Genomic DNA, 12,762 nt, shown 5'->3' with positions numbered 1-12,762 from the left:
GACTCGGCTTCCTTTATCTCTGATATATCGTCGATGACCCAGGCAATGCCATCTTCAAAATTAGGTGGCTCGTCAGTACTGATCAGACTTCCAGAAACTCTCACCCAGATATATGAGCCATCTTTTCGGGTTAGTTGGATCTCTTTTGTTGTTTTTTCTCTTTTGAGTAGTGAGGATAGATAAAATTGGGAAAATTCATCATATACCTTTTTTGAGATATGAAACTCAAGCATATCTTTGCCGATAAGCTCATCAGCGTGGTCGTAACCGACAATATTGGCCGCGAATTGATTTGCTTGTTGAATAATCCGTTGCTCATCCAGAACCACGATGCCTGACAGGTTATTATTGAATATAGATTCTAGCTTATTGTTATTGGACTCTAATTTTTTTGGATATCGACTATTTCGGAAATATCTCTACAGGTTGTAATTCGTAATTGTTTTCCATCTTGAATGATACTTCTACCTTGTAACATCCCGATAAACTTGGTGCCATTTTTACGGATTAACTCAACTTGATAAGGTTCGGAATTGCCGGTTTTTACGTTCTCTAAGAGTTGAGGTAGGTCTTTCTCATCAACTAAGAAATCGAGATTGAGGCCAATAAACTCTTCACGTTCATATTGAAATATGCGTGTTGCCGCTTCATTTACGTCTAAGCAAATGAGGTTCTCGTCAAAAACACAAATAGGCTCAAAAGACCATTTTGAGAAAGCCCTCGTATCTAATGGTTCATTTGTTGTCTCTATTTTGTTATCCATTAAATATCGCCTGTTCCCTTAAGTTTAACGTATCGAATGCGGATGAATCATTCATGGCGAGGATATACCAATATTGATATCGCTTCAAAGACAAGCCCTGAAATAGTTAATTTAATTCAGGTTTATTATTTTAGTTTAGTTGGTTGCGGTTACTTATCCATTAAATTCTATGTTCTGGCTGACTGATGGCATGTGTCATGTTCATTTTCTGTATTCGTATAAACAAAATAGCGTATCTTGATGGACTGAGAATCAAGTGCTAAACCAATTAATACTAACTGATCATATTCACAACACTCCCTAAAGTTTGATGACTAGAGGCGTCATGAACGATTGTTCAAATATAAATTGAACAATCGTTCAAAAGTGGCTATATTGGTCTTACACCAATGGAGAGTGAATGAATTAAAGTCCATTAATTAGTCTAGGAACGAAAAGGAAGATAAGCATGAGCCATTTTAAACTGCATACGGTTGAATCAGCACCGGTAGAAAGTAAAACAATTTTGGAGGGGGCGGAAAAGCAGATGGGTGCTGTTCCGGGGTTGTTTGCTACAATGGCAGAATCACCTAGCCTTCTTAAGGCATATACTCAACTTCATCAGCTTTTCACCAACACGTCGTTAAATGCGGAAGAGCTTACGGTGGTATGGCAAACCATTAATGTAGAGCATGAGTGTCATTACTGTGTGCCTGCTCATACTGCTATTGCGCATTCAATGAAGGTTGACCCTGTATTAACGGAAGCTTTGCGTAAAGGTGGCGCAATGCCAACATCAAAATTACAAGCGCTTCACGATTTTACGCTAAATATCGTTCGTAATCGTGGTGAAGTATCTGAAGCTGAACTAGACGATTTTTATGCTGCAGGGTACGGGCAACAGCAAGTACTAGAAATTATTTTAGGGCTGTCTCAAAAGGTTATTAGTAACTATACAAATCACGTTGCTAGAACACCAGTAGATACAATGTTTGAACAGTTTGCTTGGGAAAAATAAAAGACTTGCTTTTGTTTACGCAGAATTGACTTGAAAGGTTTGAAATGCTCATCCTTACTGATGAGCATTTCTGTTTGCTATTTTATCCGATGAAGGCGATATAGCCTTGTAAAATAACAAGATTAACGGCATCGATAAAGAACGCACCTACGATAGGAACCACCATAAAAGCTTGAGGCGATGGCCCATATCGATTGACGAGTGAACCCATATTCATCACTGCCGTTGGTGTTGCTCCTAGCCCGAATCCACAGTGTCCACCAGCTATTACAGCGGCATCGTAGTTGGAGCCCATAACCCTAAAGGTAACGAAATAAGCGAAGAAACCCAACACCAAAGCCTGAACCGCCAAAATAATGAGAAATGGAATTGCGAGGTCAAAAATATTCCAAAGTTTGAGGCTCATCAATGCCATTGCTAAGAATAGCGAGAGTGACACAGTACCGAGAATATCGACGGTTTCGCTATCAAGCTTGCTAGTTTTAGTCAGTTCTAACAGATTAGTAATTATGACACCGATAAAAAGCGCATAGACGAAATTTGGGATCATTAACCAGCTTATATTGTAACTACTGATCCATTTCTCTAGATGAGTGGCTCCTGCAACACACACTAGTAACACGAAGAGTACTTCAATTACCTTTTTAGCAGTCACTTTGTCTTCTTCATATTGGTTATAAGTAATCAGCTCAGGGAATCGTTTATGAGCTTGGTCATCTATGCCATATTCAGATTGCATTTTATGTTTTTCAATCAGTTTTCTTGCAACTGGGCTACCTATTATTCCGCCAATGATGAGACCGAAGGTAGCTGCAGCCATCGCTATTTCAAGCGTATTTTCGATGCCATAAACATCGGTATATGTTTGTGCCCATGCAGCTCCAGTCCCATGCCCACCAGACAAGGTAATGGACCCAGCAATAAGACCCATAATGGGTTCTAAGCCAAACATGGTTGCCAGTGAAACACCAATGCTATTTTGAATAATAATATAGACGGATGCGACGCCTAGGAAAACAAACACCTTGGCACCACCTTTCGCTAGTTGCGTATAATTTGCAGCTAAACCGACAGTGGAAAAAAACATCAACATAAACAATTCTTGTAATGGAAGGTCAAACTCTAGCGACACCCCATTAAAATGAAGAAACGTAATAAGTGAAGCAACTAACAAGCCGCCAACAATAGGCTCTGGGATATTGTAGCGCTTAAGGATCGTAAACTTTGAGTTAATAATGTGTCCTAGAAAAAGAACACAAATAGCGATTAGAAATGACTCCAATGCGCCAATAGAATAGGTAATATTCATTGATACTCGCAATGCGTTCAGCCTACTTCTCATGCAAAAAGTATAAAAAAATAGGCTAGCTTTGGACAATCTGAAAGGATAATTAACTGATCTCTTGGTGACAACGCATTATAGGTGGCTTTTACACAACTTTTACAATGTCATACCAATGTGAAACTTGACGTTATATTGTTTTAAATCATATTTAGGATTTTAGCCAGTGAGTGTTTAATTGCTCAGATGAACCTAAATAATCGATCATCCATTTAATCAGCTTATGGCTTGAGTCTCGCTTCCACACCAAACAACAATGACTGTCTTGTTGCTGATTAGGTACTTTTTTTCTATAAGTTCTCCACTGTTCAAATAGAAATGAGCAATATGCCGAGGAAGGTATCCCACACCAGTATTATTCTTGATCATTTCTATCGCACTATACCAATTTGGAAGTAACAGTCGACGCTGGCTACTGTAGTTACCCATATGACGCTTGGGTAACTGAGTAGAGGTATCATCAAGGCATATAAAAGGGAAAGCCGATAAATCTGACTCAGTCGGAAAGTCGATATGAACGAGTGGGTGCGATGGTGATACAACAAATGCCCATTCTAATGCACCCATGTCTTTGACTTCAAAATCCCCATTTACTGGTATAGATGATGTCGCGCCTATAACGATATCGGCACGACCTTGTGAGATGGCGTCCCAAGAGCCATTAAAAACTTCCATGTTTATTTGCAGCTCAGAGTTTTGAAAAGTGTTATAGAATTCTTCTACCATGGGCTTTAATTGGTCGAGCCGTACGACATTATCTAGTGTTATTCGTAGTCGAGATTGCCAACCTAATGCGGCTCGCCTGGTTTGAACTTTAACCTCTTCCATGTGTGTCAAAAGAACATTTGCTTCTTCTATAAATATTTTCCCTGCAGGCGTTAATTCAACTTTTCTCGGTAGCCTTTTAAATAGTACAACATCCATTTCTTGTTCTACTTGTCGAACGCTATAGCTGATAGCCGATGGCACTTTATTAAGTACCTCAGCCGCAGCAGTGAAGCTACCTAAACGGGCAACGGTAACAAGCATTTCTAGAGACGATTTGGAAAACATAGTTTGCCTTCAAATTTTTTGATTGATAACTACAAAAATTGTCGTTTAATTTTTCAGTGATTAAACCATAGAATCGCGGCAATTGAATAGTGAAACCTATTATTCACTAAATACTACTGTTAAATAATTTAATTGAGCAACCATGAACGTATCAAAAATACAGATTTTTTATCTATCCGCATTATCTATGTTGGGGTTTATCGCCACCGATATGTACTTGCCTGCATTTGATTCTATGCAAACTTTTTATTCTACCGGGCCAAAACATTTAGCGCTTTCTTTAACCGTATTCTTGGCTGGTTTAGGGATAGGGCAAATTCTGTGGGGCGTACTTTCTGACAAGTATGGCTACCGTAATTCACTTATCGTTGGCTTAACGATTTTTGCTGTTGCTTCATTTGGACTCGCTTATAGTGATCAAGTTTGGCAACTGCTCAGTTTCCGGTTTATACAAGCTATTGGCGTATGTGCGCCAGCGGTTATATGGCAAGCAATGGTGATCAGTCGTTATTCTGAAAAAACCAGCCAACAACTATTGGCAACCATAATGCCCTTGGTTGCCTTATCCCCCGCATTAGCTCCTCAGCTTGGTGTTTTGTTGCTAAGTACTTTCGGTTGGCAGAGTATTTTTCTTTCTCTGACGGCTTTTAGTTTGATTCTTATAGCGTTTACTATGAAGCAACCAAACGCACCAATAGAAGTAAAAAAACCAGCACGATTGAAGATATTAAAGCCTTAGTTAAATCTAAAGTGTATATGGGGAACATCACTATATACGCATTTTCTTCGGCTGTTTTCTTTGCGTACCTCACGGGTATGCCAGAAATTATGAATCAACTAGGCTATTCCCCTAAAGATATAGGTTTGAGTTTTATACCTCAAACAGCGGCTTTTATTATTGGTGGTTATCTAGGTAAGAAATGGACGGCAAAACTCGGTTCTGACTTTGTGCTCAAAGTATTGCTCTCGTTTTTCTCAGTATCCGCGTTGCTTGTTTTTGTCGGCACGCAGTGGATACTTAGTTCAATTTGGCCAATATTGGCACCGTTTTGTCTTATCGCCATGGTTAATGGTGCGTTATACCCAATTGTGGTTAATAAAGCGTTAGCTAGTGCTAAAAATAGTCCTGCAACAGCAGCTGGTTTCCAAAATAGTTTTCAAATCGCTGTAAGTAGTATTGCCAGTGGTGTTGTCGCAACGTTTGCAATGAACGCTCAATCGATTACAGGGCTCGTGATCTTAATATGTACGCTTGGTTTGTGGGTTGGCTATATTGCGTCTGATAGAAGAGTATCAGCACATTTCACAATTCCTGATAATGCAAGAGTTGGCAGGTCAAATCGTTAAACTAGTCAATATGGCATAGATGCTCTTATCAGCTGTCTATGCCATTTTGCTTACAACGTAAATGTTTAATTGAGGCACATTATAAAATCAATGGCCTATTTAAATCGAAAAATAGCTTATTTTCCTCGATGACTTAGTCACCATAAATATCGAAGTTAAAATATTTACTGGCGATCTTGTCATAGGTACCATTGACGCGAATAGCAATGATAGCTTGGTTGAATTTTTCGGCTAGTTCACCATCTTGCTTTCTTAATGCTAGTGCGGTACCTTCGCCAATATAAGCCTTGTCTGTCACGGCTTCGCCTTTAAATTCAAACCCTTTACCTTGATCAGTCTCTAAGAACGCCAATGCGAGCTGATCTGAGTTTCCGAATGTAGCGTCCAAGCGCTGATTTGCCATATCAATATAGACTTCATCTTGGCCTGTATAGCGCTTGATTTCTGCGACATCGCCAAATTTATCCGTCACATATCGATCGTGTATGGTGCCTTGTTGTACGCCAATTACCTTACCTTTTAGCCCCGCTTTATCAATGCTAAAAGTGGTGGATGATTGGGCAACAAATCGAGCTGGGGTTTGGTAGTATTTGTTGGTGAATAGTATTTTTTCTTACGCTCTTCGGTAATTCTCATTGATGCCATAATAACATCTGATTTGCGAGCAAGCAGACTTGGGATCAGTGCATCCCAACCTTGTGATACCCATACACAATCTAGCTTTGCTTGAGCGCATAGTGCATCGGCAATCTCTATATCAAAGCCAACGGGCACACCATCGCTGTTTTTATAGTTAAACGGAGGGTAGGTAAAGTCCGAAGCGAGACGAACTTCTTTTGCCGCGACGGCAGTACTCATAAGGGCTGCGACGCAGGCGATGACTGATAGTAGTTTGTTCATTTTTGTTTCCTTCCTTGAATCAGTATTCGATAGAGTTTTTCATTACATGGGTATAACGCGCAAGAATATTCGCTACTTCACTCATGGTTTCTTTACAACCAATCGTGATTCTTACACAGCTTGTTAAAGCGGGTTCGTGGCCTTGATTTCGAGTAACGACGCCGTTGTCTAGAAGGTATTTAAATAGATCTACGGATGGGTCAGTTTTTATCAAAACAAAATTCGTGTTTGATGGATAAATAGAATCTATCCATTTAAGTGATTGAATCGATTTTATAAATCCATTACGTACTGCGTTGATCTCATGGACATTCGATCGCATTGTCGATAGCCCTTCTGGCGACAGAGCGTTCATCACAATATTCGATGAAGAGTCTGGCATTGGATAGGGGGAACCAGTTTTTTTAGGTAATCCATAACAGCTTGCTGAGCAAGTATGAAGCCGCAACGTACTGCAGCCAATCCAAAGGCTTTAGATAGCGTTCGGATTATAATTAGGTGTGGGAACTGATCTATTAACGAGACACTATTATTCTCGATATTGAAGTCAATATAAGCTTCATCCACGACCACTAAGGAAGTTTGTTTGGTCTGCTCTAGTATCTGAATAATCGTTGCTTCTGGTAGTGTATTTCCGGTTGGATTATTGGGTGAACAGAGAAAAACCACATTAACGTCATGAGATTGTAGTGCAATCTCTTCAACATCCAGTGTAAATGCAGGTGGTAATAACGGAACGTCTATTGTTTCGACAGAAAAAGAATCGGCACAAAACTCATACATTGCATAGGTTGGTGAACAAGTGAGTATTTTGTCTTTTCCTGGCTGACAAAATGTTCTAATAATAAGATCAATGGCTTCATCTGCACCGCGAACGGCGAGAGTCGGTGTATTTGTTTGGCAATACTCCTGATAAGCAGTAGCAATATCGAATGGGAGAAAATCGGGATAGCGATGATACTCACTATCTGTACCAGGGTAAATGATACCGTGTTCAAGCTCATTGGCATTTAACCATAGTCGACCACTACCACCGATTCTTCTCGCGGATTGATAAGGTATTAGTTTTTTTATGGCTTCTGGAACCAATTTATCTACTAATGCGGTCATTAAATTCCTCTTTCTTTATATTTCGTGCCATTTTATTGTTTTTATATGCGGATAATTTGAAAATTTACCCGTATTTTGACAATTCAGGTGCATAAAACCCATTCAATCAAAAAATTCATATATTAAAAAACGAAAAAAATGCATACTAGCCATGAATAAAAATCATTGCTAGGCGCTGTTTTATGAACAATAGATTACCCTCAATCAAGAGCTTGCAAGTCTTTTTGATTACGGCTAAACAATTGAATTTGACCCGTGCGGCTGAAAGGCTAAATATCACTCAAGGTGCGGTCAGTCGGCAAATTCAAATGCTTGAAGATCTACTCGGTGTTCAGCTTTTTTATCGCAAAGCGCGCGGGCTGAAACTAACCGCGCAAGGAGAGAAATTTATCCCTCATGCGGAAGATATCGTGACTCGTTTGCGTAAAGCTGTTGTTGGCATGTCTAGTCAATCGGAAATAATCAAGCTAAATGCGCCGAGTTGCATTACTTCGTGGATTTTACCTAATTTAATGAAATTTCAGGAAAACTACCCAGAAGTTAAAGTAGAGCTTACTTCAACGGTGACTCATTTTGTCACACCAGATTTTGATGTGTTTGACGCAACGATTGTTTACGGGAAAGTGCCTAAATCGTCTTATTTGGAAGCAAACTTATTGTTTGAAGAACAGCTATCACCGGTTTGTATTCCCGGGTTATTAGAAACAGAGGATCCTAAAAAGTTAGACGATAAGATTGACCAGTTTACCTGGCTGCATGCAAATGCAGAGCAAACTGACTGGAAAGCATGGTTAACTCATCGTGGTTATAAAGGAAGTCTGAGTAAGAGAAATCAAAATTTTCCTACTTTGGATCATGCGATGAATGCCGCGCTGCAAGGATTTGGCATTGTTATCGGAGACATTAAGCTAGCCGAGCGAGACATTAAAGCAAAGCGTTTGCTCAGATTGTATGATGACACGGTATCTTCAGGTATGAGTTATTTTTTTGTTCATCCTAAAAATGGTCAGCACCCCTTGCTTGCGAGGTTATTAGCTCAGCTTTTGTCTGAATGAGTTTTGGTATTTTGAGGATTAAGGTAATTTCAACCTACTTTGTGTTGGATGGTGCATCTATAAGAGCAACACAAAAACTAGAACTGAATGAAGTATTCTCGTTGGATGTTTTAGACATGTTACTGCAAACTGGGGTACTTGAATTTAGAGCGAAATTGACCTCATATTTTACATCTTCTGGGGAGTTCTTTAAGACGATCTTATTTTCTTCATCATTTGATACCGATAGTGTCGGTATGCCCATATATTCGAGGGAAAATCGATATAACCCTTCAGCTTGATCGATTGCTTTTGACTCTACTGTTAGCCCGTAGGTTACTTGTTTTGTTATTGGAAAATCTTTTTCTTCTTCGTTCTTTAGTTCGGTGAATAGTGTGATTGAATGAAGGGATTGGAACACCATTTGATAAAGGTCTTCTTTATGTTCATTTGGTAGAAGTACTTCAGAATGGTATTTTTGCCCATTTCCTAGATCAAATGAGAGGTGGACTATCTCTGTTGCGTTGACGATCGATGTAATGAACAACAGAGTCAATACTGAAGCAAATTTGTTTTTTATCTTGTTCATAAATAAGGCAGTAAAGTTCATGGCTAAAGTTAGTGTCACTTTGCATGAAGAATGTGCAGAGAAAATGGAGAAAAAACGGATTATTGATAAATTCGTTTATTCTCCATTATTCTATTTGCTCATTGAATGCCTTAATTAGCTATAATCAATCGAGTTGAATGGTTGTTTTTCAAACTGCATATCACCGTTTTCATCCTGCCATAGGTTGAGCCATGCTTGCCAGTTTTCGTAATCAACGTCTGGATAGTCTAGGCGGTAGTGACTACAGCGACTTTCTGTACGCATTAACGAGGCTTTCAGTTTCATTTCTGCAGTAATGATCATGTTTTCTGTTTCATGCGCTAATCTAAGTTGGTGAAGATCTTCCGCAATCAGCATCGGGACGTGATGCTCTTTTAGTTCTTCAACATAGGCTAAAGCGGCCTGCATCATGCGTTCTTTTTTGATGTATAGAACGAAGTTAGGGATCATAGTATTTTGTAATACTTGAGTTACCCATGCTGAGCTATAGCCTTTTTCTCTCTTCAGTGGAGCCAAGATTTCATCGCTAATGCGGTATTGTTTTGTTTGGCTAATCTTCTGTAGTGAAATACTTTTGCTTTCCAATGCCGCAGCTTCACCGGATATAGCACCTTGTACTGCGGAGCCCGCTAATGACGAACCAATTTGCGTATAAATACCACCAGACATATAAGACCCAAGTGCATCTCCAGCGGCATAAAGACCTGGTATTGTGCTCAGTCCAGTACTATCGATGGGTACTAGCCCTTCGGATTTGTGGATTGCCATACCTGCGGTTGAACCGCCTACTTGCACGCCTCCCATACCAGGAGGGCCAGAATGCGAGTTACCAGCAAAGAGCGCCCTTAGGCCTGTCTCTTCTGGTGGCTTCGGTGGTGGACCGGACTGGCGAAATGCAGGAGGAACATAAGGTCCTCCAGTTTCCTCATTGGTTTGTTTAGTAGGGGGCCCGTTAGGTTTAGAAGGCCCCATCGTTACAGGCCCACCTTGGGTATACGCTTTATAATTCATATCAACACCCAAATGGTGGTTTATTTGGACTGTTGTTGTATTTGGTTTTTCTTCTACCTGTCCATGCCAATTATCGTAGCAAGAACCAGAGTTGGTAGCGGAACCTGGATGGCCGTCGTTCCATTCTTTTCCGGTGATCTTTGCACCAATTTTATAAGCCATAATGGATCCATCATGGGTCAGGTCGCAAACCGGAAAGCCACTTGGCTTGAAGCCGCCAGAGCCTGTACAAAGAATGACAGTTTTAGCGTGGAAGTGAATGATCTCTTGTTCGTTTAAACTAAAACCAGAAGCGCCTACTATACGACCATCTTCTTTAAGCAGATGAGTAATCATTATCCGTTCTAAAAGCGGGATCTCTCTTTCTGTCATCGGTTTCATAAAGCTGTGGTTATAGAGTGCAGAATCGAAGAATCCCCACTCTTTGAGCTCTTGAACTCGATCAAAAGAGTGTTCTGCTAATTGTCGAGTAAATACAGGGTTACTGGTATCTAATGAGGACTCAGATACTTTAGCGACGAATTCATCGATACTGACGTCGGCATTGTCTTTATCGTAGCTAAAAATGCCTTTGGCAAAAGGAGTAAGGCCAGAGCTACCAAGCCGCCCTTTGGATACCATCATTACCTTTGCACCGGCATCATGGGCTTTAACCGCAGCGAATAACCCAGCCATGCCTCCACCGATAACGAGTACATCGGTTTTATGTTTTTTGGTGGTGAAGTCTTTAACATCAAGAGATGGGGTGTTTTCCTCTGCTGCTGTTTGACCGAATGGTACGGTTGCAAGAGCTGTGGCACCTAATACACCACCCGCTACGCCGATAAACTGACGTCGAGATAGACCATATTTATTACTCATCGTTGTTACCTCCACGAAACCATGACAGGAATCGATTTCTCTGGTGTGATAGTGATAGCGCCAACTGGACAATAAAGTCGACAGAGGTGACAAATTTGGCAGTCTTCAGGATATTTAATAACGGCTACTTTTTTCTGTTTATCGAATTGAATAACATCGGTTGGACAGCTTTCTATGCAAGTTTTGCAGCCTATACAACCGGATATTTGATGAATTGGCATAATTTTTCCTAATTCCGTTGGTAATTAAAAGGCGAGCTGTTCGTAGTGAATTTGGTCGCTGTTTATCTTGAGTGTTTTCGTATGTTGATTAACGGCATTGACCATAGGTGCTGGGCCGCAGACATAAATCCCCCAGTTATCTTTTTGGCCAAGATTCATGTTCTTCTCTATACACGTTTTATCAATCACACCGGTATGAATGCCTTTGATTCCAGTCTCTTCGACACAAACGAGTTGTTGGCGGAAATCGATCATTTCGGACTCTAAACTAAGAATTTCTTGTTGGCAGACCATCTGATCTAATTTGTTGTTGCCATAGATGAGTCGAATTGGACGCGTTTCCTTTTTGTGAGCTAGTTCTCTCAGGAGGCTTAACATTGGTCCGATGCCAGCACCACCGGCAATAAGGGTAATGCCTTGCATTTTCTCGCTATCTTTCAGGCTTAGGCTGCCATAAGGACCGTCAACGTAGACATCTTGTCCTTTTTTTAGAGTACCAAGTGTTGATGTGTAGTCACCTAGTTCACGGATTATGAATGAAAGGGTAGGCAGCTCATTTTTGCATGAGGCAATGGAAAATGGATGATCACTAACACCTTTGGTAGAGCCGCTGGTGTTTAGCCACACAAATTGTCCAGCTTCAAAACTGAAGTCATCACGGTTTTTGTTTTCAAGTGTGACTAACCAATCGCTGCTGCTTATTTTGGATACTTGAGTCAGCGTGAATGGTTGCTTTTTGAGTTGTGCAGGTTTGACAAAATAGTTGTATGCAACCATCAGGACAGATAGCGAACATAGAATCCACCACACAAGGTTATATTGAGTTTGAAACTGACCGTGGCTTCCTATGCTGGTTACATGCAATGTGGCAAGAATAGCGATAGCCACGAAACCGATAACGTGAGTGAAACGCCATGTCTCGTAACGCATAGGTAGGCGATTTTTAAATATAGACGTTAGTATCCAAACAATCATTAGACACCACGCGATAACGCCAGTTAGCATCTGTGGTGAGGTTATCGTTTCTATAATACTGATCAATGCATCGTCAAATGAGACTAAAAATCGTGGGGCGAGAATGAATAGCGGGTGTAGCAGAAATATCGCACCTAACCATTGCCCTACTTTTTTATGTTTTGAAATGCTCCAGTCAATGTTAGCAAAGATAGGAATCTGCTTTAGCCTGCTTCCCAGGGAAACTGAACGAAAAAGGCCATCATTGCGAGTAGATTAATCATACTTATGATGGAAACGTAGACCCCTTTATCATCCATATTCATGGCGCGTGAAATGAGATAAGGGATAAAAAGACCTAAAGAATAGATTAAAGCCAATTTCCTCTTTCGGTTAAGTGTCAATAAGCCTCGTAAGGCAAAAGAACCACGAGAACGAACAGTCGTGTTGGTTGCTGAAGAGGTTGTCATAAGGACACTCCAAGATAGAAAAACGAAGATCACAAGAAGCATTTAGCTGCTTAATTTGTGTTCATTTTCTATGAGAAAGTTGGAGGAAA

9 protein-coding genes and 5 pseudogenes are annotated in these 12,762 nt (G+C 40.4%); 3 read left to right on the top strand and 11 right to left on the bottom strand.

Annotated features, from left to right (window positions below):
• Positions 1–8 precede the first annotated feature (8 nt).
• Both PGX00_RS23050 and PGX00_RS18715 read right to left on the bottom strand, forming a co-directional pair.
• A pseudogene (locus tag PGX00_RS23050) lies at positions 9–362 on the bottom strand (PAS domain S-box protein); the annotation flags it as partial.
• Between the two features lie 20 nt (positions 363–382).
• Positions 383–763, bottom strand: coding sequence for a PAS domain-containing protein (locus PGX00_RS18715; protein WP_272139429.1), 381 nt, complete (start codon positions 761–763; stop codon positions 383–385).
• A gap of 448 nt (positions 764–1,211) precedes the next feature.
• Here PGX00_RS18715 and PGX00_RS18710 point away from each other — a divergent pair, with 448 nt between their 5' ends.
• The gene (locus tag PGX00_RS18710) at positions 1,212–1,760 is read left to right on the top strand and encodes a carboxymuconolactone decarboxylase family protein (protein ID WP_272139427.1); all 549 of its coding nucleotides are present in this window, start codon (positions 1,212–1,214) and stop codon (positions 1,758–1,760) included.
• A gap of 82 nt (positions 1,761–1,842) precedes the next feature.
• On the opposite strand, the gene gltS is transcribed toward PGX00_RS18710, so the two are convergent.
• Complete coding sequence (gltS, locus tag PGX00_RS18705; protein WP_272139425.1) at positions 1,843–3,069, bottom strand: sodium/glutamate symporter; 1,227 nt, start codon at positions 3,067–3,069, stop codon at positions 1,843–1,845.
• A 184-nt stretch (positions 3,070–3,253) separates the two neighbouring features.
• A pseudogene (punR, locus tag PGX00_RS18700) lies at positions 3,254–4,155 on the bottom strand (DNA-binding transcriptional activator PunR).
• A 142-nt stretch (positions 4,156–4,297) separates the two neighbouring features.
• On the opposite strand from punR, the pseudogene punC reads away from it, so the two are divergent.
• Positions 4,298–5,502: pseudogene (punC, locus tag PGX00_RS18695) on the top strand (purine nucleoside transporter PunC).
• Positions 5,503–5,635: 133 nt separating this feature from the next.
• Here the strand turns inward: punC and PGX00_RS18690 are convergent.
• Positions 5,636–6,402, bottom strand: a pseudogene (locus PGX00_RS18690) (ABC transporter substrate-binding protein).
• 19 nt (positions 6,403–6,421) lie between these two features.
• Positions 6,422–7,512, bottom strand: a pseudogene (gene hisC / locus PGX00_RS18685) (histidinol-phosphate transaminase).
• A 182-nt stretch (positions 7,513–7,694) separates the two neighbouring features.
• On the opposite strand from hisC, the gene PGX00_RS18680 reads away from it, so the two are divergent.
• Positions 7,695–8,567, top strand: a complete 873-nt coding sequence (locus PGX00_RS18680; protein ID WP_272139423.1) for a LysR family transcriptional regulator — start codon at positions 7,695–7,697, stop codon at positions 8,565–8,567.
• A gap of 34 nt (positions 8,568–8,601) precedes the next feature.
• Here PGX00_RS18680 and PGX00_RS18675 read toward each other — a convergent pair whose 3' ends face one another.
• The 5 genes from PGX00_RS18675 to PGX00_RS18655 form a co-directional block, all read right to left on the bottom strand.
• Positions 8,602–9,135 carry a hypothetical protein gene (locus PGX00_RS18675; protein ID WP_272139421.1) on the bottom strand — a complete coding sequence of 178 codons (534 nt, stop codon included), beginning with the start codon at positions 9,133–9,135 and terminating at the stop codon, positions 8,602–8,604.
• A gap of 135 nt (positions 9,136–9,270) precedes the next feature.
• Positions 9,271–11,028, bottom strand: coding sequence for an FAD-dependent oxidoreductase (locus PGX00_RS18670; RefSeq protein WP_272139419.1), 1,758 nt, complete (start codon positions 11,026–11,028; stop codon positions 9,271–9,273).
• Positions 11,029–11,033: 5 nt separating this feature from the next.
• Complete coding sequence (locus PGX00_RS18665) at positions 11,034–11,249, bottom strand: 4Fe-4S dicluster domain-containing protein (RefSeq protein WP_272139417.1); 216 nt, start codon at positions 11,247–11,249, stop codon at positions 11,034–11,036.
• A 24-nt stretch (positions 11,250–11,273) separates the two neighbouring features.
• Positions 11,274–12,392, bottom strand: coding sequence for a ferredoxin reductase family protein (locus PGX00_RS18660; RefSeq protein ID WP_272140910.1), 1,119 nt, complete (start codon positions 12,390–12,392; stop codon positions 11,274–11,276).
• Between the two features lie 35 nt (positions 12,393–12,427).
• A complete protein-coding gene (locus PGX00_RS18655) occupies positions 12,428–12,673 on the bottom strand; it encodes a hypothetical protein (RefSeq protein WP_272139415.1) in 246 nt (81 codons plus the stop codon).
• Positions 12,674–12,762: the final 89 nt, after the last annotated feature.

The organism is Vibrio algarum, assembly GCF_028204155.1.
In the GTDB taxonomy this organism is placed as follows: domain Bacteria; phylum Pseudomonadota; class Gammaproteobacteria; order Enterobacterales; family Vibrionaceae; genus Vibrio; species Vibrio algarum.
The sequence above is the reverse complement of the archived record's forward strand: the minus strand, read 5'-3'. Positions and strand labels throughout refer to the sequence as shown.